General features: G+C 68.7%; 25 protein-coding genes and 1 tRNA gene. 12 read left to right on the forward strand and 14 right to left on the reverse strand.

Going from position 1 to position 25,912, the window contains the following annotated elements:
* Positions 1-88: 88 nt before the first annotated feature.
* From EBL85_RS03995 to EBL85_RS04005, 3 genes are read left to right on the forward strand one after another with little or no spacing between them, the layout of a single operon-like run.
* Positions 89-2,017: an ATP-binding protein gene (locus EBL85_RS03995; protein WP_223806058.1), complete on the forward strand. Its 1,929-nt coding sequence runs from the start codon at positions 89-91 to the stop codon at positions 2,015-2,017.
* On the forward strand, positions 2,014-2,445 hold the full coding sequence (locus EBL85_RS04000) for a response regulator (RefSeq protein ID WP_123140079.1): 432 nt from the start codon (positions 2,014-2,016) through the stop codon (positions 2,443-2,445). Before EBL85_RS03995 ends, EBL85_RS04000 begins: the two co-directional genes overlap by 4 nt.
* A gap of 4 nt (positions 2,446-2,449) precedes the next feature.
* Positions 2,450-5,794: an EAL domain-containing protein gene (locus tag EBL85_RS04005; protein WP_123142229.1), complete on the forward strand. Its 3,345-nt coding sequence runs from the start codon at positions 2,450-2,452 to the stop codon at positions 5,792-5,794.
* On the opposite strand, the gene truD is transcribed toward EBL85_RS04005, so the two are convergent.
* The 7 genes from truD to EBL85_RS04040 form a co-directional block, all read right to left on the reverse strand.
* Complete coding sequence (truD, locus tag EBL85_RS04010; RefSeq protein WP_123142230.1) at positions 5,791-6,852, reverse strand: tRNA pseudouridine(13) synthase TruD; 1,062 nt, start codon at positions 6,850-6,852, stop codon at positions 5,791-5,793. The two genes, EBL85_RS04005 and truD, sit on opposite strands and share 4 nt — an antisense overlap.
* A complete protein-coding gene (gene ispF, locus EBL85_RS04015; protein WP_062275677.1) occupies positions 6,849-7,319 on the reverse strand; it encodes a 2-C-methyl-D-erythritol 2,4-cyclodiphosphate synthase in 471 nt (156 codons plus the stop codon). The genes truD and ispF overlap by 4 nt, the downstream gene beginning before the upstream one ends.
* A 70-nt stretch (positions 7,320-7,389) precedes the next feature.
* Positions 7,390-8,100, reverse strand: coding sequence for a 2-C-methyl-D-erythritol 4-phosphate cytidylyltransferase (ispD, locus tag EBL85_RS04020; protein ID WP_123142231.1), 711 nt, complete (start codon positions 8,098-8,100; stop codon positions 7,390-7,392).
* Positions 8,097-8,393 carry a cell division protein FtsB gene (gene ftsB / locus EBL85_RS04025; RefSeq protein WP_123140075.1) on the reverse strand — a complete coding sequence of 99 codons (297 nt, stop codon included), beginning with the start codon at positions 8,391-8,393 and terminating at the stop codon, positions 8,097-8,099. Before ftsB ends, ispD begins: the two co-directional genes overlap by 4 nt.
* Before the next feature lie 59 nt (positions 8,394-8,452).
* Complete coding sequence (gene eno / locus EBL85_RS04030; RefSeq protein WP_123142232.1) at positions 8,453-9,730, reverse strand: phosphopyruvate hydratase; 1,278 nt, start codon at positions 9,728-9,730, stop codon at positions 8,453-8,455.
* 79 nt (positions 9,731-9,809) lie between these two features.
* A complete protein-coding gene (gene kdsA, locus EBL85_RS04035; RefSeq protein WP_123140074.1) occupies positions 9,810-10,658 on the reverse strand; it encodes a 3-deoxy-8-phosphooctulonate synthase in 849 nt (282 codons plus the stop codon).
* Positions 10,658-12,301 (reverse strand): CTP synthase, encoded by a 1,644-nt coding sequence (locus EBL85_RS04040; RefSeq protein WP_190287899.1) that lies wholly within the window; start codon positions 12,299-12,301, stop codon positions 10,658-10,660. The genes kdsA and EBL85_RS04040 overlap by 1 nt, the downstream gene beginning before the upstream one ends.
* Before the next feature lie 258 nt (positions 12,302-12,559).
* Between EBL85_RS04040 and EBL85_RS04045 the strand changes: the two genes are divergently transcribed.
* On the forward strand, positions 12,560-12,973 hold the full coding sequence (locus EBL85_RS04045) for a sulfur globule family protein (protein WP_123140073.1): 414 nt from the start codon (positions 12,560-12,562) through the stop codon (positions 12,971-12,973).
* 13 nt (positions 12,974-12,986) lie between these two features.
* Here EBL85_RS04045 and EBL85_RS17180 read toward each other — a convergent pair whose 3' ends face one another.
* Positions 12,987-13,235, reverse strand: a complete 249-nt coding sequence (locus tag EBL85_RS17180; protein ID WP_190288033.1) for a hypothetical protein — start codon at positions 13,233-13,235, stop codon at positions 12,987-12,989.
* On the opposite strand from EBL85_RS17180, the gene fnr reads away from it, so the two are divergent.
* Positions 13,177-13,935, forward strand: a complete 759-nt coding sequence (gene fnr, locus EBL85_RS04050; protein WP_062275660.1) for a fumarate/nitrate reduction transcriptional regulator Fnr — start codon at positions 13,177-13,179, stop codon at positions 13,933-13,935. The two genes, EBL85_RS17180 and fnr, sit on opposite strands and share 59 nt — an antisense overlap.
* A 110-nt stretch (positions 13,936-14,045) precedes the next feature.
* Here the strand turns inward: fnr and dnaQ are convergent, their stop codons facing one another.
* The 3 genes from dnaQ to EBL85_RS04065 are packed head-to-tail and all read right to left on the reverse strand — an operon-like array spanning position 14,046 to position 15,969.
* Positions 14,046-14,777, reverse strand: a complete 732-nt coding sequence (gene dnaQ, locus EBL85_RS04055) for a DNA polymerase III subunit epsilon (protein ID WP_123142246.1) — start codon at positions 14,775-14,777, stop codon at positions 14,046-14,048.
* Positions 14,778-14,783: 6 nt separating this feature from the next.
* The gene (gene rnhA, locus EBL85_RS04060) at positions 14,784-15,215 is read right to left on the reverse strand and encodes a ribonuclease HI (RefSeq protein WP_005222591.1); all 432 of its coding nucleotides are present in this window, start codon (positions 15,213-15,215) and stop codon (positions 14,784-14,786) included.
* Positions 15,208-15,969, reverse strand: coding sequence for a class I SAM-dependent methyltransferase (locus EBL85_RS04065; protein WP_123142233.1), 762 nt, complete (start codon positions 15,967-15,969; stop codon positions 15,208-15,210). Before EBL85_RS04065 ends, rnhA begins: the two co-directional genes overlap by 8 nt.
* A gap of 176 nt (positions 15,970-16,145) precedes the next feature.
* On the opposite strand from EBL85_RS04065, the gene EBL85_RS04070 reads away from it, so the two are divergent.
* The 5 genes from EBL85_RS04070 to EBL85_RS04090 all read left to right on the forward strand — a co-directional run bounded on the left by EBL85_RS04070 (position 16,146) and on the right by EBL85_RS04090 (position 20,792).
* Complete coding sequence (locus EBL85_RS04070; RefSeq protein WP_123140070.1) at positions 16,146-17,594, forward strand: LysM peptidoglycan-binding domain-containing protein; 1,449 nt, start codon at positions 16,146-16,148, stop codon at positions 17,592-17,594.
* Between the two features lie 21 nt (positions 17,595-17,615).
* The gene (locus EBL85_RS04075) at positions 17,616-18,203 is read left to right on the forward strand and encodes a murein L,D-transpeptidase family protein (RefSeq protein ID WP_123140069.1); all 588 of its coding nucleotides are present in this window, start codon (positions 17,616-17,618) and stop codon (positions 18,201-18,203) included.
* 126 nt (positions 18,204-18,329) lie between these two features.
* A tRNA-Ser gene (locus EBL85_RS04080) sits at positions 18,330-18,419 on the forward strand.
* 196 nt (positions 18,420-18,615) lie between these two features.
* On the forward strand, positions 18,616-19,935 hold the full coding sequence (gene mtaB / locus EBL85_RS04085; protein ID WP_123140068.1) for a tRNA (N(6)-L-threonylcarbamoyladenosine(37)-C(2))-methylthiotransferase MtaB: 1,320 nt from the start codon (positions 18,616-18,618) through the stop codon (positions 19,933-19,935).
* 494 nt (positions 19,936-20,429) lie between these two features.
* Entirely contained in the window at positions 20,430-20,792 is a 363-nt protein-coding gene (locus EBL85_RS04090; RefSeq protein ID WP_123142234.1) for an endonuclease domain-containing protein, read from the forward strand.
* A gap of 87 nt (positions 20,793-20,879) precedes the next feature.
* Here the strand turns inward: EBL85_RS04090 and murI are convergent, their stop codons facing one another.
* From murI to EBL85_RS04105, 3 genes are all read right to left on the reverse strand, one after another.
* Entirely contained in the window at positions 20,880-21,713 is an 834-nt protein-coding gene (murI, locus tag EBL85_RS04095) for a glutamate racemase (RefSeq protein ID WP_123142235.1), read from the reverse strand.
* A 393-nt stretch (positions 21,714-22,106) separates the two neighbouring features.
* Complete coding sequence (gene xthA, locus EBL85_RS04100; RefSeq protein ID WP_123142236.1) at positions 22,107-22,925, reverse strand: exodeoxyribonuclease III; 819 nt, start codon at positions 22,923-22,925, stop codon at positions 22,107-22,109.
* A gap of 1 nt (position 22,926) precedes the next feature.
* Positions 22,927-23,244: a hypothetical protein gene (locus EBL85_RS04105; protein WP_123140065.1), complete on the reverse strand. Its 318-nt coding sequence runs from the start codon at positions 23,242-23,244 to the stop codon at positions 22,927-22,929.
* Between the two features lie 229 nt (positions 23,245-23,473).
* On the opposite strand from EBL85_RS04105, the gene EBL85_RS04110 reads away from it, so the two are divergent.
* Together EBL85_RS04110 and murU are read left to right on the forward strand one after the other, a co-directional pair.
* A complete protein-coding gene (locus EBL85_RS04110) occupies positions 23,474-25,231 on the forward strand; it encodes a SulP family inorganic anion transporter (protein ID WP_123142237.1) in 1,758 nt (585 codons plus the stop codon).
* Positions 25,228-25,893 carry an N-acetylmuramate alpha-1-phosphate uridylyltransferase MurU gene (gene murU, locus EBL85_RS04115; protein ID WP_123140063.1) on the forward strand — a complete coding sequence of 222 codons (666 nt, stop codon included), beginning with the start codon at positions 25,228-25,230 and terminating at the stop codon, positions 25,891-25,893. The genes EBL85_RS04110 and murU overlap by 4 nt, the downstream gene beginning before the upstream one ends.
* Positions 25,894-25,912 lie beyond the last annotated feature (19 nt).

Here is a 25,912-nt window from a genome sequence, read left to right on the forward strand (position 1 = left end):
CAACACCTGACTCATGGAGTCGCCGCCCCCCCCTGCCCCCCACGGCGCACCCCACCGCTGGCAACATCCGCTGGCGGTCGTGTTGGTGATGGCGCCGATTCTGGCGACCACGGGGCTGCTCGATCACTTCGCCACGGCCCACCGGCAGGAGCTCCTCCGTCACTCCGTCGTCGATCGCGTCTCGGCGCTGCGCGGCCGACTCGAGGGCATGCTGCAGAGCGACCTGCTACTCACCCGCGCACTGAGCGCCCTGATCGCCTCCCAGCCCGATCTCGACCAGACCGCCTTCACCGAGATCGTCACCGACCTCACCAAGCACCAACAGCTGCTGCGCAATGTCGCCGCAGCCCCCGACCTGGTGGTGAGGATGATCCACCCGCTCAACGGCAACGAAGCGGCGCTCGGACTCGACTACCGCAGCCACCCGCAGCAGCGATTCGCTGCGCTACAGGCGATCGAGAGCGGCCAGACCGTGGTCGACGGCCCACTGCCCTTGATCCAGGGGGGCGTCGGGCTGATCGCCCGCACCCCGGTGTTCGTCGCCACCGCGCAAGGACCGGGGACCTGGGGAGTGGTTTCAGCGGTGATCGATGTCGAGCGACTCTACCGCGTCAGCGGCTTGACCGCAGCCAATACCGAGTTACGTCTCGGGCTGCGCGCTCGACACGAACACATCGCCCCACCACGGATGGTATTCGGCGATCCCGAGGTCTTTCGGCTCGCCCCGGTGACCGCGACGGTAGCTCTACCAGGGGTCACCTGGGAGCTTGCCGCCATTCCCACCGAGGGTTGGCACTCCTCGTCCTGGCCGAGCTGGCTGATTCGACTCGGCGGCATCATCACCGCGCTCGTGACCGGGGGACTACTGCACCTGCTGCTAAATAGCCGTCAGCGACGTGCCAACAGCGAGGCGCAACTGCGCGCCCTGCTCGACAACCTCCCCGACCTGGTGTGGCTGAAGGATCCGCACGGCGTCTATCTGATCTGCAACCCGCGCTTCGAGTCCTTCTTCGGTGCCCCCGAGCACGAGATCGTCGGCCGTACCGACGCCGATTTCGTCGCCCCGGAACTGGCAAGGTTCTTCCGCGAGAAGGATCAGGCCGCACTCGCCGCCGGTCGCGCCAGACGCAACGACGAGTGGATCACCTTCGCCAGCGACGGTCACCAAGAGCTTGCCGAGACCATCAAGACCCCGGTCTACGATGGCGCCGGGCGTCTCACCGGCGTCCTCGGCATCGCCCGCAACATCACCGAGCGCCAACGCCAGCAGGACGAGATCCGGCGGCTCAACGCCGAGCTCGAGTCACGGGTGGCGACCCGCACCGAGGAGTTGGCCGCGCTCAACCGCGAACTCGAGACCTTCACCTACTCCGTCTCCCACGACCTCAAGGCGCCGCTGCGCGGCATCGACGGCTACAGCCAGCTACTCCTTGAACAGCATGGCGCCGAACTCTCGCCCGAGGCCGCCACCTTCATCGCCAACATCCGCCGTGGCGTCGAGCAGATGCGCGCGCTGATCGACGACCTGTTGACCTACTCGCGGATGGAGCGCCAGGTGCTGACCGGACGCCGGGTCGAACTCGGCGGGGTGATCGAGATGGTGCTCGCCGAGCGACACGCGCTGATCGTCGAGCGCGACATCGAACTCGAGGTCGATGTCTCCGAACTCACCGTCAGGGCCGACCCCGACGGACTGCAGATCATCCTCCGCAACCTCGTCGACAACGCCATCAAGTTCAGCCGCGACGCGACCCCACGACCACGCATCCGGATCCTCGCCCGGGATCAGGGCAGGCGGGTGGTGATGGCGATCTCGGACAACGGTATCGGCTTCGACATGCGTTTCCACGACCGCCTGTTCGAGGTCTTCCAGCGCCTGCACCGCGCCGAGGACTATCCGGGCACCGGAGTCGGCCTGGGAATCGTACACAAGGCCGCCCAACGCATGGGGGCGCGGGTCTGGGCCGAGAGCGCTCCCGGGCATGGTGCAACCTTCTATCTGGAGCTATCACGATGAGTGCCGGACCGCACTGCTCGATGCTGCTGGTCGAGGACGACCCGGTCGATCTCGACTTCATACTGCGCGCGCTCACCCCCCACATCGACCCCGACTGGATCAGCGTCGCACGCGACGGCGAGGAGGTCCTGGCCAGGGTCGAGCACTGGGAGCGCGGCACCCAGCCCCCGCCGCAACTGATCCTGCTCGACCTCAAGCTGCCGGGGATCGACGGGCTCGAGGTCCTGAGACGACTGCGGCGCAGCGAGCCCGGGCGCCTGATCCCGGTGGTGGTGCTGACCTCGTCGGACGAGCCACGCGACATCCAGGCCGCCTATGACCTCGGCGCCAATTCCTATGTCGTCAAGCCGATCAACTACGAGCGCTTTCTCGAAGGTCTGCATCAGATCAATCGCTATTGGTGCTGCATCAACAGGCCCCCAAGCTAGGACCATGGACATCCTCTACGTCGAAGACGACGTCACCGACCTCGAGCTGACACGCCAGCGGCTGGCCCATTCGGCACCCCGGATCGGCGTCGATCATGCGGCAACGCTCGCCGAGGCCAGGGCGCGACTGCGCCACCCGGAGCGCTACCAGCTGGTGCTGCTCGATCTGGGGCTGCCGGATGGCTCGGGGCTGGAGCTACTCGACTGGATCCGTGAGCAGCACCTCCCCCTGGCCGTGGTCGTGCTCACCGGCGCGGGTGATACCGACAGTGCGGCCGGCGCGCTCCAGGCCGGCGCCGACGACTACCTGATCAAGGATGAGATCGAGGCCCGTGAACTCCCCGGTCGGCTCGCCCGCGCCTTGCGACGCTTCCGCAACGCCGAGGCGCGTCACGGACTCAGGCTGCGCGTCCTCTATGCCGAGCGCAACGCCGACGACGCCGACCTCACCGCCCGCCACCTCGCCCGTCACGCCCCCCACATCCACCTCACCCTGGTCGGCAGCGCCGAGGAGGCGCTCGACCAGCTACCGAGCACCACCGAGGACACCTCGATCTTCGACGTGCTGCTGCTCGACTACCGCCTCCCCGGTCTGGATGCGCTGGAGGCGCTCAAGCAGCTGCGCGACGACCGCGACTTCGCACTGCCGGTGGTGATCGTCTCCGGGCAAGGGGGCGAACGCGTGGTCGCGCGCGCGCTCCAGCTCGGGGTCGACGCCTATGTCCTCAAGCAGCCCGGCTACCTCCACCAGCTCACCGCCACGCTCGAACGCATCGCCCACCAGGCCGAACTGGCCCGCGAGCGTGCCGCACTGCGCCAGACCTCGACCCATCTCGGGCTGATGCTCGAGGCCAGTCCGGTGGTGCTCTACACCCTGGGCATCGACCAGCACCAGATACAGCCGACCTGGGTCAGCGACAACGTCACCGCACTGCTCGGCTTCACCCGCCACCAGGCCTTGCACCCCGCCTGGTGGCGTGGCCAGCTCCACCCCGACGACCGGGAGCAGGCCTGTCGCGCGATGGACCAACTCGTCACCCTGGGGCAGTTGCGGCACCAGTACCGGTTCTTCGATCATGCCGGAGACGTACACTGGATCGAGGATGAGCTGCGCGTACTACGCCATGACAACGAAGCCCGCACCGAGGTGATCGGCGCCTGGCGTGATATCAGCGACAGCAAACGCGCCGAACACTTCCGCGAGACCCGCATGACGGTACTCGACGGCCTGCTCAACGAGCGCGGCCTGCCCGAGCTGCTCGGCGAGATCGCCACCCGGCTCGAGCAGGTCGACCACCGGCTGCGGGTCTCGGTACTGGTTCGCGCTCCGCTCGACACGCGCCTGCGTACCTGTGCCGCGCCGCGGCTCGCCCCCCAGTTCAACGCAGCACTCGACGACTGCGCCCCGGAGCAGGCGCCTTTCGCCACGGCACTCCACGACGCCCATCCGACGCTGGTCGCCGACATCAGCACGCACCCCAGTTGGCGAAGCTGCCTCGAACAGGCCCAGGCGGCGGGGCTGCGCGCCTGCTGGTCCTTCCCCTTTCACGACGACACCGGCGAGGCGCTGGGCATACTCGCCGTCTATCGCTCCACCCCCGGCCTGCCCGATGCCGCCACCCAGGTGCATATCGCCGAGTTCGCCCAGCTCGCCGCGCTGGCGGTCACCCGTGCGCGCACCGCCAACGCGCTACGCCAATCGGCCGCGGTCCTGGCGAGCGCCCACGAGGGCGTGGTGATCACCGATCTCAGCCCCCGAATCCTGTCGATCAACCCGGCCTATACCCAGATCACCGGCTACAGCGCCGCGGAGGTCATCGGTCGCAATCCCAGCCTGTTGCGCTCCGAGCGTCAGGGACGCGCCTTCTACCAGCAACTGTGGGCCAGCCTGCTCGAACACGGACACTGGCAAGGCGAGATCTGGAACCGCACCAAGAGCGGCGAGGTGCGCCCCGTGCTGCTGTCGATCAGCCTGGTCACCGACACCGCCGGCAACCCCGAGCGCTATGTCGGGGTGATGACCGATCTCAGCCAGCTCAGGCACTCGGAGGCGGCACGCGAACGCCTGGCGCACTTCGACCCGCTCACCGGGCTCCCCAACCGGCTGCTGCTGCAATCACGACTCAGCCACGCCCTCGAGCGCGCGCAGCGTCATCGTCACCACATCGCCGTGCTGCTGATCGATCTCGACCGCTTCAAGCACATCAACAACAGCCTCGGCCATCCCGCCGGCGACAACCTGCTCGAACGCCTGGCGCAACGCTTCGCGACCCGGCTGCGCGAGGGCGACACCCTCGGGCGGCTCGGCGGCGACGAGTTCCTGCTGGTGCTCGAACGGCTGCACCAGCCGCGCCAGGCGGCGAGCGTCGCCCGCGACCTGCTCGAGCTGTTGCGACGGCCGCTCACCCTGCCCGGCAACCACGAGGTCCATGTCGGCGCCAGCATCGGCATCGGGGTCTATCCACAGGACGGCTGCTCAGCCAGCGAGCTGATCCAGCACGCCGAGGTCGCGCTCTATCAGGTCAAGGCGCAGGGACGCGGCAGCTATGGCTTCCATACCCCGGAGTTGAGCGCCCAGGCCGCCGAGCGACTCGAGTTGGAGGCGCGACTGCACCATGCACTGGGAAACGAGGAGTTCCTGCTGCACTTCCAGCCGCAGCTCGACTGTGTCAGCGGCGCGCTGGTCGGCTGCGAGGCACTGGTGCGGTGGAACACGCCCGACCAGGGGCTGATCGCGCCGACGCGCTTCATCCCCCTGGCCGAGGAGACCGGACTGATCCTGCAACTCGGCGACTGGGTGCTGCACACCGCCTGCCGTCAGGGGATGCGCTGGCTCGACGCCGGGCTGGTGCTCGAGACCATCGCGGTCAACCTCTCGGCGCGCCAGCTGCTGCAGCCCGACTGTGTCGGTCGCATCGAGCAGGCGCTCAGCGCGACCGGCTGGCCGGCGCACCGGCTCAAGCTCGAACTCACCGAGAGCATGCTGATGGGAGGCGACGAGACCGAGCAGTGCCTCCAGGCACTGCGCGCGCTCGGCATCCGTCTGTCGATCGACGACTTCGGCACCGGCTACTCGTCGCTGGCCTATCTGCGTCGCTTCGCCATCGACGAACTCAAGATCGACCGCAGCTTCGTGCGCGACATCCCGGCACAGCGCGACGACATGGAGATCGCCGCCACCATCATCGCGATGGCGCGCAACCTGAAACTGCGCGTGGTCGCCGAGGGCGTCGAGACCGAGGCGCAGCTGGAGTTCCTGCGCGAGCGGGGATGCGAGGCCTATCAAGGCTATCTGTGCGCGCCGCCGCTCACCCCGGAGGCCTTCGCCGCACGCTTCGGGCCGCGCTAAGCGGCGTCGTTCCAGTCGTCGAGCAGCTCGCGCAGCACCGCGGTGGCATAGGCCCCGGCGGGCAACTCGAAGGCAAGGCGCACGCCGCCGTCGACCTGTTCGGCGACGAGATCGAACACCGGCAGACGCAGCGCGCGCCGCTCCTGCGCCAGCCCCGCCGCGGCCAGCCCCTCGGGCCAGCCGGGGAAGGCCGCGGCCACCGCCTGCTCACGTGCCAGCACCGCGTCCCGGCTCGGCGGCGCGCCCTCGCCCCACAGCGGGCCGGTGGGGTGTACGTCGAGTCGGGCACAGCGCGCCAGCAGCGTTTCATCGACGGCCTCGACGGCGAAGTGCGAGTTACAGCCGTCGAGCTGCATGCGATCCCCGGCGAGCGGCCGATCCCAGCAGGCGTCGGCCACCCGTCCGGCGAGCACCTCGTTGAACAGCTGCGAGCGCGCCGCCGACAGCCACAGACCGCGGACATGACGCGAGACCCGGGGCACCGGCGCCCCGCTGAACAGCGCATGGGCCTGAACGAGGTTGCCGCCATCGCGCCCGAAGCGCTGCTCGCCGAAATAGTTGGGCACGCCGCGCGCACCGATCACCGCGATCCGCTCGGCCAGGGCCTCGGGGGCGGGGGCGAGGTCGCGCACCAGGAGACGGAAGCGATTGCCGATCAGCGCGCCGCGACGCAGCTTGCGCCGATGGGCGTGGACCTCAAGCACCTCGATGCCGTCGGCGGCGAGCACCGACCAGTCGGGCTCGCCGGCACGCGGGCGCGGCAGCGAGAACCACTGCCAGGTGACCGCGTGACGGTCCTTGAGCCCGGCATAGCCGACCGCCGAGACCGCCACCCCGGCGCAAGCGGCCAGCCGCCGCGCCGCCCACTCGGTATTGGCCTCGCGCTTGCGCACCCACAGCAGCAGGTGCTCGCCGTCGTCGTCGGGGTCGAAGGCGAGCCGCTCCTCGACCTGGAAGTCCTCCGGCTCGACCCGCAGCCGGCCGCGCCCGAGCGGCGCGCCATGGGCGCGCGGCAACCGCGCGAAGGGGATGTGCCCGGGCAGCGGCGGCTGGTTCATTCGACCAACAGCACCGAGGCCGAGGCGGCGATGCCCTCGCCGCGACCGGTGAAGCCCATCTGCTCCATGGTGGTGGCCTTGACGTTGACCCGCGCCGGATCGCACTGCAGGTCCCCGGCGAGCACCTCGCGCATGGTGTCGATATAGGGGGCGAGCTTGGGCTGCTGGGCGATCAGCGTCATGTCGGCGTTGTGCACCCGCAGGCCGCGCTCGTGCAGGCTGGCGATCACCCGACGCAGCAGGATGCGGCTGTCGATCCCGGCATAGGCCTGATCGTTGTCGGGGAAGTGACGGCCGATGTCGCCGAGCCCGGCGGCGCCGAGCAGGGCGTCGCACAGCGCGTGGATCAGCACGTCGCCGTCGGAGTGGGCGGTCAGTCCCAGCTCGTGGGGGATCTCCACACCGCCGAGCACCAGTCGGCATCCGGGGGCGAAACGATGGGCATCGAAACCCTGACCAATCAACATGGAGCGCATTCTCCGAAGGCAGATTGAAGGAAACCGGGACGCGTCCCTCGCCCCGGTGCAGCGGCGGGCCTCAGTCGAGGCGACCCTGCTGCTGCAGATGGAAGCGGGCGAGCGCCAGATCCTCGGGACGGGTGATCTTGAGGTTGTCCGACTGCCCCTCGAGCAGCCGCGGGGCCTGCCCCAGACGCTCGATCGCCGAGGACTCGTCGGTGACCAGCGCGCCCTCGGCGAGCGCCTGGCGCAGCGCCTGACGCAGCGTCCCGAGGCGGAACATCTGCGGGGTGAAGGCGTGCCACAGGGCGCTGCGCTCGACGGTGGTCTCGATCCGTCCCTCGGTCCCGGCACGCTTCATGGTGTCGCGCACCTGCACCGCGAGGATGCCGCCGACCGGATCATCGGCCAGCTCGTCGAGCATGGCGTCGAGATCCGAGCGACGCAGGCAGGGGCGCGCGGCATCGTGCACCAACGCCCAGTCGTCGGCGGCGGCGTGCGCGCTCAGCGCCTCGAGCCCGTTGAGTACCGAGTTGCAGCGTTCGGCGCCGCCCGGCGCGCGGATCACCCGGGGATGGGTGGCGTAGCGGGTCTCCGGCCAATAGGGGTCGGCGGGGTCGACGGCGACCACCACCCCGACGATGGCGGGGTGGTCGATGAAGCACTCGAGGGTGTGCTCGATCACCGGTCGGCCGGCGAGTTCGAGGTATTGCTTGGGGATGGCGCTCCCCATCCGTCGGCCGACGCCGGCGGCGGGGATCACCGCCCAGAAGGCGGGTGTGGCGGTCAATGCGGGGGCTCCTCGGAGCGGCGAGGTTCGATCACCTGCAGGAAGGTCTCTCCGGGCCGGATCATGCCGAGCTCGGCGCGGGCACGCTCCTCGAGCGCCTCGAGCCCGCTGCCGAGATCGACCACCTCGGCGCGCAGCTTGGCGTTGCGCGCACCGAGACGCTCGAGCTCGCCGCGCTGCGCGGCGATCTCCTGGCGCAGCGCGGCGAGTTCGGCCTGACTCCCCTCACCGACCCACAGCCGGTAGTGGAGCGCCAACAGCACGAACACCAGCAACGCGATCAGCAGGCGCATGGATGAGGTGCTCGAGAACGGTGGCCCGGAGCAGGCTCAGCGACGACCAGGATCGTCGCTCACAGCCACTTGAAGGCGTCGCGACCGGCGTAGACGGCCTCGTCGCCGAGCTGGTCCTCGATGCGCATCAGCTGGTTGTACTTGGCGATGCGATCGGAGCGCGACAACGAGCCGGTCTTGATCTGACCGGTGCCGGCGGCGACCACCAGGTCGGCGATGGTGGTGTCCTCGGTCTCGCCGGAGCGGTGCGAGACCACCGCGGTATAACCGGCGGCGTGCGCCATGGCGATCGCCTCGAGGGTCTCGGTGAGGGTGCCGATCTGGTTGACCTTGATCAGGATCGAGTTGGCGATGCCCTTGTCGATGCCCTCGCGCAGGATCTTGGTGTTGGTGACGAAGAGGTCGTCGCCGACGATCTGCACCCGCGCACCGAGACGCTCGGTGAGCGTCTTCCAGCCGTCCCAGTCACCCTCGGCCAGGCCGTCCTCGATGCTGAGGATCGGGTAGCGATCGACCCAGGACTCGAGCAGGTCGACCATGCCCTCGGCGTCGAGGGTGCGGCCCTCGCCCTTGAGGTGGTACTGGCCGTCCTCGTAGAACTCGGAGGCGGCGACGTCGAGCGCCAGGAAGATGTCCTCACCGGCCTTGTAGCCGGCCTTCTCGATCGCCTCGAGGATGACCTCGATGGCCGCCTCGTTGGACTCCAGGTCGGGGGCGAAACCACCCTCGTCGCCGACGCTGGTGGCCAGGCCACGGGCGTGCAGCACCGACTTGAGCGCGTGGAAGACCTCGGCGCCGTAGCGCACCGCCTCGCGGATGCTCGTGGCACCCACCGGCATGATCATGAACTCCTGGAAGTCGACGCTGTTGTCGGCGTGCTCGCCGCCGTTGATGATGTTCATCATCGGCACCGGCAGGCGGTAGGGACCGCTCGAGATCGAGCGGAACAGCGCCACGGCCTTCTCCTGCGCGGCGGCATGGGCGTTGGCCAGCGACACCCCGAGCAGGGCGTTGGCGCCGAGCCGGCCCTTGTTGTCGGTACCGTCGAGCTCGATCATGCGGCGATCGAGCGCCTGCTGGTCGAGCACGTCCATGCCGATCAGCACCTCGCGCAACTCGCCCTGGATGTTGGCCACCGCGGTGCGCACACCCTTGCCGCAGAAGCGCTCGGCCTCGCCGTCGCGCAGCTCCAGCGCCTCGCGCGAGCCGGTGGAGGCGCCCGAGGGCACGATGGCGCGACCGATGGCACCATCGGCGGTGATCACATCGGCCTCGACGGTCGGGTTACCCCGGGAGTCCAGTACCTCGCGGGCACGGACGTCGACGATCTCGGACATGCTTCGATTCTCCTCAGAAATTAGGGTCGATGATGAATTCTGGGATGTCTGGCGCGCGCCAGGTCTGACGCGGGCCCCTTCAACTCGACGACTCGGACCCGCTCTGCTCGATCAGACCACTGCGCTTGACCGTGCGGTCGAGCTCGACCAGGGTCTCGAGCAGCGCCTGCATCCGTCCCAGCGGCCAGGCGTTGGGACCGTCACTGAGCGCCTGATCGGGGTCCGGGTGGGTCTCCATGAACAGCCCGGAGACGCCGGCGGCGACCGCCGCGCGCGCCAGCACCGGCACGAACTCGCGCTGACCGCCCGAACTCGTGCCCTGGCCGCCGGGCAGCTGCACCGAGTGAGTGGCGTCGAACACCACCGGGCACCCGGTCTCGCGCATCACCGCCAGCGCGCGCATGTCCGAGACCAGGTTGTTGTAGCCGAAGGAGACGCCGCGCTCGCAGACCATGATCTGCTGGTTGCCGGTGTCACGGGCCTTGTCGACCACGTGCTTCATGTCCCAGGGGGCGAGGAACTGCCCCTTCTTGAGATTGACCGGCTTGCCCTGCGCGGCCACGGCGCGGATGAAGTTGGTCTGACGGCAGAGGAAGGCGGGGGTCTGGAGCACGTCGACCACCGCCGCGACCTCGTCGAGCGGGGTGTCCTCGTGCACGTCGGTGAGCACCGCCACGCCGATGCGCTGGCGCACCGCCTCGAGGATCTGCAGACCACGCTCGATGCCCGGGCCGCGGAAGCTGCCGAGCGAGGAGCGGTTGGCCTTGTCGAAGGAGGACTTGTAGACGAAGGGGATGCCGAGCGCGTCGGTGATCTCCTTGAGCCGTCCGGCCGTCTCCTCGGCCAGCCCCGCGCTCTCGATCACGCAGGGGCCGGCGATGAGGAACAGTGGCCGGTCGAGTCCGACCTCGAAGTGCGCCAGGCGCATCAGTCGTCCTGCCCGCCGGTGAGCTGGCGCTGCTTGAGCGCCGCCTCGACGAAGCCACGGAACAGCGGGTGGCCGTCACGCGGGGTCGAGGTGAACTCGGGGTGGAACTGGCAGGCGATGAACCAGGGGTGGTCGGGGATCTCGACGATCTCGACCAGCCGGTTGTCGAGCGACCAGCCGGAGAAACGCATCCCCGCGTCCTTCATCTGGTTGAGGTAGCGGTTGTTGAACTCGTAGCGGTGACGATGACGCTCGCGCACCTGCGGCTCGCCGTAGACGCTGCGCGCCAGGCTGCCCGGCTCGAGCCGGCAGTTCTGACCGCCGAGACGCATGGTACCGCCGAGGTCGCCGTCGGCGTCGCGGGTCTCGACCCGCCCCTGGTCGTCGCGCCACTCGGTGATCAGGCCGATCACCGGATGCGGGGTCTTGGGATCGAACTCGGTGCTGTGCGCGCCCTCGAGACCGACCAGATCGCGGGCGTACTCGATCACCGCCACCTGCATGCCGAGACAGATGCCGAGATAGGGCACGCGGTTCTCGCGGGCATAGCGCACCGTGGCGATCTTGCCCTCGACGCCGCGCTCGCCGAAGCCGCCCGGGACGAGGATGGCGTCGAGCCCCTCGAGACAGGCGGTGCCCTCGCGCTCGACCTGCTCGGAGTCGACATAGACCACCTCGACCTTGGTCGAGGTGTGCACTCCGGCGTGGGCCAGCGACTCGGAGAGCGACTTGTAGGCCTCGGTCAGGTCCATGTACTTGCCGACCATGCCGATGCGCACCGCGTGCTCGGGCTTGTCGAAGCCGTCGAGTACCCGATCCCACTCGCTGAGGTCGGCCTCGGGCACGTCGAGCTGGAACTGGCGCACCACCAGGGCGTCGAGTTCCTGGGCGTGGAGCAGACGCGGGATGCGGTAGATGTTGTCGGCGTCGATCGCCGAGATCACCGCCGCCACGTCGACATTGGTGAACAGCGCGATCTTGCGCCGCTCGTCCTCCGGCAGCAGATGCTCGGCGCGACACAGCAGGATGTCGGGCTGGATGCCGATCGAGCGCAGCTCCTTGACCGAGTGTTGGGTCGGCTTGGTCTTGATCTCGCCGGCGGTGCGGATATAGGGCACCAGGGTGAGATGCATGAACATCGCGTTCTCGCGACCCTCCTCGACGCGCATCTGACGGATCGCCTCGAGGAAGGGCAGCGACTCGATGTCGCCGACGGTGCCGCCGATCTCGACCATCGCGATGTCGGCGCCCTCGGCGCCGAGCCGGATGCTCTGCTTGATCTCGTCGGTGATGTGCGGGATGACCTGCACGGTGCGGCCCAGATACTCGCCGCGGCGCTCCTTGCGCAGCACGCTCTCGTAGATCTGGCCGGTGGTGAAGTTGTTGTTGCGACCCATGCGGGTGCGCAGGAAACGCTCATAGTGGCCCAGATCGAGATCGGTCTCGGCCCCATCATCGGTCACGTAGACCTCACCGTGCTGAAACGGGCTCATGGTGCCCGGATCGACGTTGATGTAGGGGTCGAGCTTGATCATCGTGACCTTCAGGCCACGCGCCTCGAGGAGTGCGCCGAGCGATGCCGAGGAAATGCCTTTTCCCAGCGATGAGACAACACCGCCGGTGATGAAAATATACTTTGTCATATGGAAGCAGGAGGGAGTCGAGGGCGGTCGCCCGAATGCCCGGACAAACTACCAAAATCGCGTGCTCGGCTCAATCCGCGGCGCATCATGGGTTGCCGAGTCCGACCCGACGTACACGATTCGCCACCCCGTCGCCTTCACAAAGCCAGGCGTGCCGCGTATATTCCGCTTGCGCCTCGTCTCGCAGACCGACGCGCCCCTCCGCCCCGGCGGGCGGACCACAACGGCTGAAGCATTTCAATAGTCAGGAGTGGCAATATGCATAAGCTTGCGAAAGTGATCGGTATCGCTGCCATCACCGGTACCGCTGCCTTCTCGATGAACACCGCCCAGGCATGGTGGGGCGGCCCCGGCTGGGGTGGCTACGGCCCCGGCTACGGCTCCGGCTGGGGTGACTGGTTCAACGACATGTTCGGAGACGGCTGGGGCGACTTCAACATGAACATGAGCGGCGGCGGGCGCGGCTGGGGCCGCGGGCGCGGCTGGGGCCGTGGCTACGGCTATGGCTACGACTACCCCTACTACGGCGGTTACGGCCCCTACGGCTATGGCGCACCTTACGGCTACGGCGCACCCTACGGCTACGGCGCGCCCTACTACGGTGGCGTCCCCTATGCGCCCTACGGCGCACCGGCCGCGCCGGCAGCCCCTGCGGAGAGCGGCTCCAAGTAATCCGCAGCTGCGCTCAGCGCAGCGCCGACAAGAAGCCGCGCCAGTCCTGGCGCGGTTTTTTTGTGGGTAATCGTCGCCATGACGAGTACGTCGACACGTTAACCGGCTTGTAATCCAGGATGGTTCCGGTTAAAAAAGAAGATATTTGATCCAGATCAATACGACCACTCATTCCGGGTGAGTCGGCGGAAAGGTGTGTTGTCGTGAGCCAGCGAAAAGTGGTTTCGTTAGAGACGATTCGGGTCGCATGCAAGAATTGCACGCTCTCATCCCTGTGTCTGCCCATGGGGCTGACACAGGAGGACGTCGAGCGCCTCGACGACATCGTCAAGCGCACCCGACCGCTCCATCGGGGGGATTTCCTGTTTCGCGACGGAGATCGTTTCCGTTCGCTCTACGTGGTCAAGACCGGCTCGGTGAAGACCTTCGCCCCCAGCCCCGAGGGCGGCGAGCAGGTACTCGGTTTTCACCTGCCCGGCGAGATCATCGGTCTCGACGCCATCGACAAGGATGAGCACGCCTGTTCGGCCAAGGTGCTCGAGACCTCGGCGATCTGCGAGATCCCCTTCCAGCGACTCGAGGAGCTCACCTGCTCCATCCCCAGTCTGCAGCATCAGATGTACCGGCTGCTGAGCAAGGAGATCGGTCACGACACCGACATGCTGCTGCTGCTCGGCAAGAAGAACGCCGAGGAGCGTCTCGCCGCCTTCCTGCTCAGCCTCTCGCAGCGCCTGCACAAACGCGGGCTCTCGCCCTCCGACTTCTATCTCAGCATGTCGCGCCACGAGATCGGCAACTATCTCGGGCTCGCGGTGGAGACCGTCAGCCGGCTGTTCACCCGCTTCCAGGACGACGGCCTGATGCGCGTCGACCGCAAGCACATCGAACTGCTCGACCTGCCCGCGCTCGAGGCGCTGGTCGGCGGCAACGGTCAGGGCCGACGCCAGAACCAGCAGCGCTGAGCGCACTGGAGCGACCGAGTCCGCCTACCCTCAGGCGCGCGCGGACCGCTCCACTGAGACGCGAGCGGGGGTGAGCGCAACTCACGCCCCGGCACACGGAACACCGCCGCTCAACCCGGCTCGCGCAACCACAGACAGCCCTCGGCACTCGCCTTGTCGATCGCATCGAGCCGCGCCGCATGCGCCCCGAGCGCGCGCTCATCGGCCCGCACCACCCGCAATGGCGGGCGCTCGGCGCTGATCCGGCCGTGCTCCCCGGTCGCGCCCTGAGCGCCCTCGCCCGCCGTCTCGACCTCGCCGAGCCCGAGCTTCACCTGCCCACCGGTCATCGCCAGATAAACATCGGCGAGGATCTCGGCGTCGAGCAGGGCGCCGTGCAGGTCGCGCTGCGAGTTGTCGACGTCGTAGCGCTTGCACAGCGCATCGAGGCTGTTGCGCTGTCCCGGATGGAGGCGGCGCGCCATCATCAGGGTATCGGTGACCGAGCACAGCGCTTCGATGCGCGGCGCCTCCGGCTGCCACAGCCGCAGCTCGTGGTCGAGGAACCCGACATCGAACGCGGCGTTATGGATGATCAGCTCGGCGCCGCGCACATAGTCGAGAAAGGCCTCGGCCAGCTCGCCGAAGCGCGGCTTGTCGGCGAGAAAGTCGTTGGTGATGCCGTGCACCTCGACCGCGCCGGCATCGATCTCGCGATCGGGCTGGATATAGCAATGGAAGTTGTTGCGGGTCAGGCGTCGGTCGACCAGCTCCACACAGCCGATCTCGATGATGCGATGCCCGTCCTGCGGGTCGAGACCCGTGGTCTCGGTATCGAGCACGATCTGACGTGTCTGCTGCATGGCCATCTACCTCGGGATACCCTGATTGGCGAGCTGATCGGCGCGTTCGTTGCCGGGGTGGCCGGCATGCCCCTTGACCCAGTGCCAACGCACCTGATGGTCGGCGAGCGCGGCATCGAGCCGCTCCCACAGGTCACGGTTCTTCACCGGCTGGCGACTGGCGGTCCGCCAGCCGTTGCGCTTCCAACGCGGCATCCACTCGCCCACCCCGCGCTTGACGTACTGCGAGTCGGTGGTGATCTCGATCTCGCTCGACCGCTTGAGCGACTCCAGCGCCATGATCACCGCCATCAACTCCATGCGGTTGTTGGTGGTCTCGCGCTCGCCGCCGCAAAGGCTCTTCTCGGCCTCGCCCCAGCACAGCAGCACCCCCCAGCCGCCGGGGCCGGGATTGCCCTTGCAGGCGCCATCGGTATAGGCGTGCACCGCCTCAGACATGTGGATTCCTCCGTGCGGTCGGTTCAACCCGTCCCGGCAACAATTGTCGGCGACCCCGCCACGACGGACGCAGCGGGGTGAGCGTCGACACCCGCTTGACCGCGCGCAGCACATAGACCCCGCCGAGCGCCGGCAGCAGACGCCGCCCCAGGGTCTCGATACGCGGCCCGCCGGGGCCGAGCGCTCGACTCAGCGGCGGGCGGAACATCAGGAACTCGCGCCGTTCGAGCGCAAAACCGAGATCGGACAACCAGGCCTCCATCTGATAATGGGTACGAAAGCGACCGCACCAGGGTGCCGGCCCTCGCGCGCCACGCAGCAGAGCGCGCAGACCCCAGGTGCTGAGGGCGTTGAAACCGATGACAATGAGTCGCCCCTCGGGGATCAGGGTGCGCTCGGCCTCGCGCAGCACCGCCTGCGGGTCGGGCGAGAAATCGAGGGTATGGGGCAGGAAGAGCGCGTCGATGCTGTCGGAGGCCAACGGCAACTGCGAGGCCAGTCCGACGATCGCCGGGGCCCGGGCCAGCGGCGGCGGATCGCAGGGCATGGCGATGCGATGCCGGATCCGGCTGGTGGCGAGTGCGTCGCGGAAGCTCTCGGTGACGCCGACCTGCACCAGATAATAGCCGAAGGTGTCATGCAGCAACTGCTGTACGCAGGCGCACTCGAGCCGCGCCAGCTCGGTGCCGAGCGGCGAGCGATACCAGCGCTGGAGTTGGGCGAGCGGGGAGTCTGGCCCCTTGCAAGCAGTCATGCGGCAGCCTCTTCGAGGCGGCCATGGTAACCGCAGCGGCCCCGCGCTGTCGTCTCCTCAGGCGCACCCAATTCCCGACCTCGGGTCTGGAAATCCCCCCCGGGTTTGGCTTATGATGACGCGCGAAAATTCAAAAAATCCTGCTTTACAAACACTTAACGCCTCCCGGGGATTCAATGCCTGATGTTTCACGTCTGGCACGCACGCTGTGCGCGCTGCCCCTGTTGCTCGCGCCCGTCCTCTCGGGCTGCGTCAAGGACTCACCACTCACCCGCGCCGAACAGGACTCGGACGCACGCCCCCAGATCGTCTCGGCCCGCGAATACGGCTTCGTCCGACCCGCGGTCGATATCAGCAGCCTCGAGGCCACCGACAGCGGCAAGGGTCTCGCGACCACCGGCGGCGGTGGCAACCTGTGGACGCGGGTGCGCGCCGGCATGCGGCTGCAAGACCAGCACAACCCGCGGGTCGAGGCGGTCATCGCACGCTTCAAGCGCGATCCGCGCTATCTCACCCGACTCAATGACCGCGCCCGCCCCTATCTGCGCCTGATCGTCGACGAGATCGCACGGCGCGGCCTGCCGATGGAGCTGGCGCTGCTGCCCCAGGTCGAGAGCCGCTACAACCCCGGTGCCACCTCGTCCAAGGCCGCCGCCGGGATCTGGCAGTTCATGCCCTATACCGGACGTGCGATGGGACTGCGCCAGGACCAGTGGTACGACGAGCGGCGCGACGTGCTCGCCTCGACCCGCGCCGCGCTCGACTATCTCGAACAGCTCAACGCCCAGTTCGACGGCGACTGGGCGCTCACCATGGCCGCCTACAACTGTGGCCCCGGCTGCGTGGCCAACGCCGTTGAGCGCAATCGCCGCCAGGGCAAGCCGACCGACTTCTGGTCGCTGCAACTGCCCACCGAGACCCGCGACTATGTGCCGCAGATCCTCGCCACCGCGCGTCTGGTGGCAACCCCCGGGCAATACGGCCTGGCCCTGCCGCCGCTCCCCGATCGCCCCCAGCTCGAGTTGATCCGCACCCCGGGCGCGGTTGAGCTGGCCAAGCTCGCCAGCGCCAGCGGCGTCGAACTGGCCACCCTCAAGCGACTCAACCCCGGTCTCAAGCGCGCGCGTACCGCCCCCGGCGCCCAGGCCAACCTGCTGGTGCCGGCCGGCAGCGGTGCGCTGCTGCGCAAGGCGCTGGCCCAGGCCGAGGTGGTCACGCCCGCGGCCTACAGCGCCTCGAGCCGCGTCCATATCCGCGAGCGCACCACCCCGCAGGCACGCCCGGCGGTCGCCGTTGCCAAGCCCGTGCGCACGACGCCCAAGGCACTGGTCCACGTGGTCAAGCGCGGCGAGACCCTCAGCGCCATCGCCCGCCGTCACGACCTCGGGGTACGCGCACTCGCCGAGAGCAATCATCTCGATCTCGACGACACCCTGCGCCCGGGGCAGAAGCTGCGCATCCCCGGCAGCAACGCGCTGGTCACCTATCGGGTGCGCAGCGGCGACTCGATGAGCGTGATCGCCCGCCGCTACGGCGTCACCGTCGACGACCTCCAGCGCTGGAACGCCCTCTCCGACTCGCGTCTCGACATCGGCGACACCCTGCGCATCTATCGCAAGAGCTGATCCGATCGCGAGGATGCGCGCATGTCCCGCGTCATCCACACCGCCGAGCAACGCCCATCGCCCACCCCCGGGCGCCGGGCGCTGCTCGGCACGCTGCTCGGGCTGACGCTCCTGCCATCGGCTCGCGCGATGTCGCTGCTCGCCCTCCCCCAGCCACTGCGCCCGACCAGCGCGCCCGACGACTTCCGCCCCCCGCGCCCCGGCATGGCCGATCGCGTCCTCGTGCGCAAGGCCGAGCGCCGACTCTATCTGCTGCGTGACGGCGCGGTGTTGCAAAGCTACGCCATCGCGCTCGGCTTCCAGCCGCTCGGCCACAAACGCCGCGAGGGCGATGGCCGCACCCCCGAGGGACGCTATCGCATCGACTGGCGCAACCCCGCCAGCCGTTTCCACCGCGCCCTGCACATCTCCTACCCCGGTCCCGGCGACCGGTTGCGCGCGCGTCTCCACGGTGATGACCCCGGCGGCGCCATCATGGTCCACGGCACCGGTCCCGACACCCGCCGCAACGGCGACTGGACCGCAGGCTGCATCGCCGTCGACAACGCCGCGATCGAGCAGATCTGGTCGCTGGTGGCCGACGGCACCCCGATCGAGATCCTGCCCTGAGCGGTCCCGGCGCACCCCGAGACGCGGGACGGAGACACCAACCCGCAAAACAGGGGTAGACAAGCCGGGACGACACCATTAATATTGCCGACTCGCTGCCGCGCCATGCGCGGACCGCCAGCACTTGGAGAGGTGCCGGAGTGGTCGAACGGGCTTGACTCGAAATCAAGTGACTCGCTTGCGGGTCCGTGGGTTCGAATCCCACCCTCTCCGCCATCTTCCCTTCTGGATCGTCCGATCCGCGCAAGACCCCCAATCCCAGCATCATCGATCGAAGGCCGGCGCTACGCCCAGCCCGGGATTCGTCGCATCCTGGCCCAGCGCACGACCGAGCGGATGCCCTCGTCCCGGCAACCCCCTATAATACTTGCCGCTCCGCGCAACACCAGCTCCACCGCAGTCCCGGCCGATCATGCACCGCACCAATGCCCCCGCTCCCACCATCCGCCTACACAGCCTCGGCTGCCGTCTCAACGAGGCCGAACTCGAGGAATGGGCCGAGCAGTTCCGCCGCGCCGGAATCCAGCTCGCCGACGACGACCAGGGCGCCGACCTGGTGGTGATCAACACCTGCGCCGTCACCCAGGAGGCGGTGCGCAAGTCGCGCAAGCTGCTGCGTCGCGCCCAGCGCGACAACCCGCGCGCGCGGCTGATCGTCAGCGGCTGTCTGGCCGCGCTCGAGGCCGAGGCGCTGGCCGGCGAGTCCGGCGTCGATCTGGTGGTGAGCAACGCCGACAAGGACCGGCTGGTGGAGATCGCGCGCGCCACCCTGACGCTGCCGCTGATGCCCGAGAGCGCTACCGCCGGCGGCGCCGAAGCGCTGTTCGCGCGTGGGCGCCAACGCGCCTTCGTCAAGGTGCAGGACGGCTGTCGCTACAACTGCACCTTCTGCATCACCACCCGCGCCCGTGGCGAGGAGCGCAGCCGTCCGATCGCTCAGGTGGTGAGTGTGATCAACCGTCTGACGCGCCAGGGGGTGCGCGAGGTCGCGCTCACCGGCGTCCACCTCGGCGGCTACGGCCATGACCAGGGCAGTGACCTCGGCGAGCTGATCGCCGCAGTGCTCGCCGACACCGGCATCGAGCGCCTGCGGCTCGGCTCACTCGAACCCTGGGACCTGCCGGAAGGCTTCTGGGGATTGTTCGCCGATTCACGACTGATGCCGCACCTGCACCTGCCGGTACAGAGCGGTTCGGACCGGGTGCTGCGCCGCATGGCCCGACGCTGCAAGCGCGAGGCCTTCATCGAACTGGTCGCCGCGGGCCGTGCGGCGCGCCCCGAGCTCAACGTCACCACCGACGTCATCGTCGGCTTCCCCGGCGAGGACGAGGAGGACTGGCGCGAGACCCTGTCGCTGGTCGAGACCGTCGGCTTCGGCCACATCCACGCCTTCGCCTACTCGCCCCGCGCCGGCACCCTGGCCGCCACCCTGCCCGGACGCGTCGATACCGCCACCAAGCGCGCGCGCAGCCAGGCGCTGCAGCAGTTGGCCGCCGCCAGCCGCGCCCAGCTGCTGCACGAACAGCGCGGCGCCCGTCTCGAGGTGCTCTGCGAGCAGCCCCCCGACCCGGCACGCGCCCTGCCGGGCCAGGGCTACACCCCCAACTACCTACCGGTCCGCTTCACTGCCCTGCCCGACCCGATCGACACCAACACCCTGGTCGAGGTCGAGATCACCGGCGTCGACGACGATGGAGAACATCTGCTCGGGCGGGCGATCCGGGCGCGTTGATCAGACGGGTGACGCCCAGCTCAGCGAGGACCAATCCTCCCTCCCCTCCTTTGTCAAAGGGGGGGGAACTGCGTTGGACACGTTTAATGAGGGATGCCCCCTGCGCCGGAGGGGGAGCTGGGTTGGAGACGTCAATGAGGGGATGCTCCCTCCTGCGTCAGAGGAAGATCTGGGTTGGAGACGTTACTCACCAGTACGCCAGCCGCGCCTTCCAGCAACCTGCGCCGCTACGCCATGCGTTGCGCGATGAGCCAGTGCAGCAACTGCGGGGACACCCCCCTGAGGCTTCCCCTTTGAACACCCTGAGGTACCCCCCTTTGGAAAAGGGGAGCCAGGGGGGATTTCCCATCAAAAAAGCAAGGTAAAAGGAGACCCCCGACCATCCCCCAGCCTTCGAGCATCAACACAAAACCGGACTTCACGCGACGAGCAACCACCTTCTCCACAGGCCATGAACTGACGCCCGATTCAGCCAAGGGGCAGGAAGGTCGAGCTTGCAACCCTACAACAAGTCGCTCAAGCCCTTCTCCCGTCACCTCCGCAGCAACATGACCGAGGCCGAACAGGCGCTCTGGCAGCGGTTGCGTCGCAAACAGGTCCACGGTCCGCGGCTCTACCGACAAAAACCGCTGCTCGGCTTCATCGTCGATTTCTACTGCCCCAAGGCCGCACTGGTGATCGGGATCGACGGCGGTCAGCACCGAGTCCCCGAGCACAGGGCCAAGGACGCGAGACGCGATCAGGCGCTGGCCGATATCGGTCTGACCGTGCTGCGATTCGACAGCCGTCAGGCCCTGAACGAGACCGACGTCGTGTTGGAGACGATCCATCGCGCCATCGACCACGGCCCGACCTGAAGGGCCAGAAGCGCAGGAATCAACATCCAGAAAGGAAGAACCCGACACAACCCCGATTGAAACAAGGGGTTGGTTGATTCGTCGCGCTCAAGCCCCCTCGCGCAGCAGCGAGACACCCGACTCGATCGGCTCCGGCAGCACGGCCAACGACGGCGCCCCCGGCCACAGGCGCGCGATCAGGGGCGCGACGCGCTCCAGCTCGCCGCTGGTCCAGAAGCGCTCGCCGCCGATCCGACCGGGCGGGGCGAGCAGACCGGCCTCGGCGAGCCGGCGGCGCACCTGACGGGCGACGCCGGCCCCGGAGTCGAGCACCGCGACCTCCGGCCCGGCGAGCCGTTCGATCAGCGGGCGCAGGTGCGGGTAGTGGGTGCAGCCGAGCACCAGGGTATCGACCCCTCGTTCGAGCAGCGGCGTCAGATAACCCTCGAGCAGAGCGTGGGTCAGCGGGCCGTCGAGATCCCCCTGCTCGATGCGCTCGACCAGTCCGGGACAGGGCTGGGCAAGGACCTCGGCCTGCCCGGCGACACGGGTACGCAGGCGCGCGAAGTTGGCGCTGGCCAGCGTCTGACGAGTAGCGAGCACGCCGACACGACCACTGCGGGTGCGCGCGGCGGCGGGCTTGACCGCCGGCTCCATCGCCACCACCGGCAGCGCATGACGCGCCCGCAGCACTCGCGCCGCCACCCCGGTAGCGGTGTTGCAGGCGATCACGATCGCCTTGGCCCCTTGAGCGATCAGAAACTCGGCAACCGCCAGCGAGCGCGCCTCGATCGTCACGGTCGACTTGTCGCCATAGGGAGCGTGGGCGGAGTCGGCGACATAGAGCAGGGCCTCGCCAGGCAGCTCGCGACGGATCTCGCGCAGCACCGACAGCCCGCCGACGCCGGAGTCGAATACGCCGATCGGTTGCTGTCGGATCATCCTGGAGTGGCCTGAGGAAGCGAAGAGTAGGTCGAGACCCGCACGAGTGTAGGCCGCGCCCGACGACCTGACAATCGGTGGCGACGCCGGCCGCCGGGGGATTGAACCGCGCAGGGGCGGCCAGCGGCCAGCGGCCAGCGGCCAGCGGCCAGCGGCCAGCGGCCAGCGGCCAGCGGCCAGCGGCCAGCGGCCAAGATTGAACCGCGAAGGCGCGAAGCGCGCAAAGTGAATGCTGTGTGATGTCGGCGTGAGGCCACAGACGGCGCGAGTCCGCACCCTCTGGTGGCTGATCTCTGACGGCTGGCGGCTTATTCCCCTTGGCGCCCTTCGCGGCTTCGCGGTTCAAATTCCTGGCGGCTGCCGACTGGCGGCTGAAAGCGCCCGACCGCCCCCTCAGCCCTCGAAGCTCGCCCACACCGGGCAGTGGTCGGAGGGCTTCTCCATGGCGCGGATCTGGTAGTCGATGCCGGTCTCGATCAGGCGTTCGCGCAAGGGCGCGGTCACCAGCAGCTGGTCGATGCGCAGTCCGCGCCTGGGCTCGCGCTCGAAGCCGCGTGAGCGGTAGTCGAACCAGCTGAAGGTCTCGGCGTTGTCGGGATGCAGCTCGCGATGGGCGTCACAGAGCCCCCAGTCGGTCAGCGCGCGGTGCCACTCGCGCTCCTCGGGGAGGAAGCTGCACTTGCCGCTGCGCAGCCAACGCTTGGCGTTGTCGGCGCCGATGCCGATGTCGAGGTCCGAGGGGGCGACGTTCATGTCGCCGAGCACCACCAACAGATCGGCGGGCGAGAACTGACCGCGCAGATACTCGAGCAGTCCGGCATAGAAGCGCTGCTTGGCGGGGAACTTCAGCGGGTGATCGCGCGACTCGCCCTGGGGGAAGTAGCCGTTGATGACCGTGATCGGCGTGCCGTCGGACAGCGCATAGCGCCCGGTGATGAGCCGCCGCTGGGCGTCCGGCGCATCGCCCGGCAGCCCCTTGACCACCGCCAGCGGCTCGGCCTTGCTGAGCAGGGCGACGCCATAGTGTCCCTTCTGACCGTGGAAGCGGGCGTGATACCCCAGCCCCTCGACCGCCGCGCGCGGGAACTGCTCGTCGGCGACCTTGCACTCCTGCACCCCGACGATGTCGGGGTCGTGCGCCTCCCTGAGCGCCTCGAGCTGATGCTGGCGAGCACGGATACCATTGATGTTGAAGGAGACGATCTTGAACATCTCAGGCACCTCCCAGCACGTCGCGGGTCTCGCGCCCGCCGACCTCGACCCCATGGGCATGGGCCCGCCCCCAGGGCGTCACCCGCTCGGTCGGCGCCAGCGGCTCGATCTCGGGCAACGGGCGGGCGGCGAGCGCCGCACCGTGACCGAGTGCGGCGAGCGCCGCGCGCATGCCGTCGGCATAGCCACGGTCGTACCAGCACTGGGCCTCGTCGCAACGCGCGCGATAGTCGGCGGTGTCGCGATAGAGCCGTTCGAGCAACGCCAACAGACGGTCGAGGAGCTGATCGGGCGGCAGGGCGGTGGCTGGACTGGACATGGGATCGGGGACGCTCGTTGATCGGTGGTGACGGAAGACGCTGGCCGGGTGCCATCGCCGCGAGGCTAGCATGTGTCGACCGGGCACCCAAGCGCCGCACCGATGCCCGCCGCGCCGGGAGACGATTTTTCATCGTCCCGTCGCTCACTTAGAATGCAGCGCTCGATGCCCGCCAACGGGGCCGCCCGCACCCGCCCCGCTCCGCCAACCATCACCCGAGGTCTCGCCGATGCAGTCGTCCCCGCCCTCTCCCTGGTCCTGGTTGACGCCCTTCATGGCCTGGCTCCCCGGCGTCGGCCCCGCCGAACTTCGCGCCGATCTCATCGCCGCGCTCACCGGCGCCATCGTCGTGCTGCCCCAGGGCGTGGCCTTCGCCACCATCGCCGGGATGCCGCCCGAATACGGGCTCTATGCCGGCATGGTGCCGGCGATCATCGCCGCGCTGTTCGGCTCCTCGCGCCACCTGGTCTCGGGGCCGACCACCGCCGCCTCGGTGGTGGTGTTCTCATCGCTCTCGGTGATGGCGGTGCCGGGCACGCCGGACTATGTCGCCCTGGCGCTGACCCTGACCTTCATGGTCGGGGTGCTGGAACTGGCGCTCGGGCTGGCGCGCATGGGTGCGCTGGTCAACTTCATCTCGCATGCCGTGGTGGTCGGCTTCACCGCCGCCGCCGCGGTACTGATCGCCGCCAAGCAGCTCAAGCACTTCTTCGGCGTCGAGATGGACAGCAGCGGCCACCTCCACGAGATCCTCTTCGAGTTCCTCAAGCATCTCCCCGAGATCAACCCGGCCGCGGCCCTGGTCGGGCTCGCCACCGTGCTGATCGGACTCGCCTGTCGGCGCTGGGTGCCGCGCATCCCCTTCATGATCGTCGCCATGCTCGGCGGCAGCCTGATGGCGCTGGGGCTCGATCACCTGTTCGGCGCGGCGCGCACCGGCATCGTCACCGTCGGCGCCCTGCCCTCGACCCTGCCGCCACTCTCGGCGCCCTCGCTCACCTTCGACCACATCCGCGAACTCGCCCCGGTGGCGCTGGCGGTGACCCTGTTCGCGCTCACCGAGGCGGTGTCGATCGGGCGCGCGCTGGCCGCGCGCGGCGGCTACCGCATCGACGGCAACCAGGAGTTCATCGGCCAGGGGCTGTCGAACCTCGCCGGCTCCTTCTTCTCGGGCTATGTCGCCACCGGTTCGTTCAACCGCAGCGGAGTCAACTACGAGGCCGGCGCCCGCACCCCGCTGGCGGCGATCCTCGCCGGCGTGCTGCTGATGGTGATCGTGTTGCTGGTCGCGCCGCTGGCGAGCTATCTGCCCAAGGCGGCGATGGCCGGGGTGCTGTTCCTGGTCGCCTGGGGGCTGATCGATCGCGCCGAGATCCGCCATATCCTCCACGCCTCCAAGCGCGAGACCGCGGTGCTCGCCGTCACCTTCTTCTCGGCGATCCTCCTCGAGCTGGAGTTCGCGATCTTCGCCGGGGTGCTGCTGTCGCTGGTGCTCTATCTCGATCGCACCTCCAAGCCGCGGATCCATACCCGCGCGCCCGACCCGCGTCTGGCCCATCGCGCCTTCTCCAGCGACCCGGAGCTGCCGCAGTGCCCGCAGCTGCACATCATGCGGGTCGATGGCTCGCTGTTCTTCGGCTCGGTGCCCCATGTCGAGCAGGCCTTCGACCAACTGCGCAGCCAGCACCCGGAGCGCAAGCATCTGGCGCTGGTGTGCAGCGGCATCAACTTCGTCGACTACCAGGGCGGCCAGGCGCTGCTGCAGGAGGAGCGGCGCCGACGCCTCGATGGCGGCGGCATGTATCTGATCCACGTCAAGCAGGGGCTGTGGGACGCGCTCGAGCGCTACGGCTGCTTCGAGGAGACCGAGGCGCGCAACGTCTTCCAGTCCAAGACCGCGGCCATCCGCGCCATCTACCAGAAGCTCGACAAACGGGTCTGCGCCGGCTGCGAGCAACGTATCTTCCAGGAGTGTCATCCATCATGAAGGCGATGATCCTCGCCGCCGGGCGCGGCACCCGCATGCGCCCGTTGACCGACCACACCCCCAAGCCGTTGCTCGAGGCCGGCGGCCGGTCGCTGATCGTCCATCACATCGAGCGTCTGGCCACGGCGGGTATCCGCGAGCTGGTGATCAACCACGCCCATCTCGGCGCACAGATCGAGCGCGCGCTCGGCGACGGCTCGGGCCTCGGAGTGGAGATCCGCTACTCGCCCGAGGAGCGCGCACTGGAGACCGGCGGCGGCATCCGCCGCGCCCTGCCGCTGCTCGGCGACGCGCCCTTCCTGGTGGTCAACGGCGATGTCTGGTGCGACCTCGACCCGGGCGCACTGCGCCTCGCCCCGGGCGATCTGGCGCAGCTCGCGCTGGTCGACAACCCGCTGCACCACCCCGAGGGCGATTTCTCGCTGGATGACGGACGGGTGCGCGATGGCGACGCGCCGCGCCTGACCTTCGCCGGGATCGGGCTCTATCACCCGGCGCTGTTCGCCGAGCAGCCCGAGGGCGCCTTCCGGCTCGCGCCCCTGCTGCGCGCGGCGATGGCCGACGACCGGGTGGGCGGACTGCACCATCGCGGACGCTGGTTCGACATCGGCACCCCGGAGCGTCTCGCCGCGCTCGACGCCCTGCTGCGCGAGCGCGGCTGAACCGACGGCGGCTGCGGGA

It is taken from the genome of Marichromatium sp. AB32, assembly GCF_003718675.1.
Taxonomy (GTDB): Bacteria; Pseudomonadota; Gammaproteobacteria; order Chromatiales; family Chromatiaceae; genus Marichromatium; species Marichromatium gracile.

What these genes read in the sequence shown, in the direction of transcription:
- truD (WP_123142230.1), bottom strand. Translation starts at nt 6,852, where the DNA reads ATGAACCAGCCGCCGCTGCCCGGGCACATCCCCTTCGCGCGGTTGCCG.
- rnhA (WP_005222591.1), bottom strand. Translation starts at nt 15,215, where the DNA reads ATGTCTGAGGCGGTGCACGCCTATACCGATGGCGCCTGCAAGGGCAAT.
- EBL85_RS03995 (WP_223806058.1), top strand. Translation starts at nt 89, where the DNA reads ATGGCGCCGATTCTGGCGACCACGGGGCTGCTCGATCACTTCGCCACG.
- kdsA (WP_123140074.1), bottom strand. Translation starts at nt 10,658, where the DNA reads ATGCGCCTGGCGCACTTCGAGGTCGGACTCGACCGGCCACTGTTCCTC.
- EBL85_RS04075 (WP_123140069.1), top strand. Translation starts at nt 17,616, where the DNA reads ATGTCCCGCGTCATCCACACCGCCGAGCAACGCCCATCGCCCACCCCC.
- EBL85_RS04045 (WP_123140073.1), top strand. Translation starts at nt 12,560, where the DNA reads ATGCATAAGCTTGCGAAAGTGATCGGTATCGCTGCCATCACCGGTACC.
- EBL85_RS04065 (WP_123142233.1), bottom strand. Translation starts at nt 15,969, where the DNA reads ATGACTGCTTGCAAGGGGCCAGACTCCCCGCTCGCCCAACTCCAGCGC.
- EBL85_RS04070 (WP_123140070.1), top strand. Translation starts at nt 16,146, where the DNA reads ATGCCTGATGTTTCACGTCTGGCACGCACGCTGTGCGCGCTGCCCCTG.
- dnaQ (WP_123142246.1), bottom strand. Translation starts at nt 14,777, where the DNA reads ATGCAGCAGACACGTCAGATCGTGCTCGATACCGAGACCACGGGTCTC.
- xthA (WP_123142236.1), bottom strand. Translation starts at nt 22,925, where the DNA reads ATGTTCAAGATCGTCTCCTTCAACATCAATGGTATCCGTGCTCGCCAG.
- EBL85_RS04105 (WP_123140065.1), bottom strand. Translation starts at nt 23,244, where the DNA reads ATGTCCAGTCCAGCCACCGCCCTGCCGCCCGATCAGCTCCTCGACCGT.
- murU (WP_123140063.1), top strand. Translation starts at nt 25,228, where the DNA reads ATGAAGGCGATGATCCTCGCCGCCGGGCGCGGCACCCGCATGCGCCCG.
- mtaB (WP_123140068.1), top strand. Translation starts at nt 18,616, where the DNA reads ATGCACCGCACCAATGCCCCCGCTCCCACCATCCGCCTACACAGCCTC.
- eno (WP_123142232.1), bottom strand. Translation starts at nt 9,730, where the DNA reads ATGTCCGAGATCGTCGACGTCCGTGCCCGCGAGGTACTGGACTCCCGG.
- EBL85_RS04005 (WP_123142229.1), top strand. Translation starts at nt 2,450, where the DNA reads ATGGACATCCTCTACGTCGAAGACGACGTCACCGACCTCGAGCTGACA.
- ftsB (WP_123140075.1), bottom strand. Translation starts at nt 8,393, where the DNA reads ATGCGCCTGCTGATCGCGTTGCTGGTGTTCGTGCTGTTGGCGCTCCAC.
- EBL85_RS04110 (WP_123142237.1), top strand. Translation starts at nt 23,474, where the DNA reads ATGCAGTCGTCCCCGCCCTCTCCCTGGTCCTGGTTGACGCCCTTCATG.
- EBL85_RS04040 (WP_190287899.1), bottom strand. Translation starts at nt 12,301, where the DNA reads ATGACAAAGTATATTTTCATCACCGGCGGTGTTGTCTCATCGCTGGGA.
- EBL85_RS04000 (WP_123140079.1), top strand. Translation starts at nt 2,014, where the DNA reads ATGAGTGCCGGACCGCACTGCTCGATGCTGCTGGTCGAGGACGACCCG.
- ispF (WP_062275677.1), bottom strand. Translation starts at nt 7,319, where the DNA reads ATGTTGATTGGTCAGGGTTTCGATGCCCATCGTTTCGCCCCCGGATGC.
- murI (WP_123142235.1), bottom strand. Translation starts at nt 21,713, where the DNA reads ATGATCCGACAGCAACCGATCGGCGTATTCGACTCCGGCGTCGGCGGG.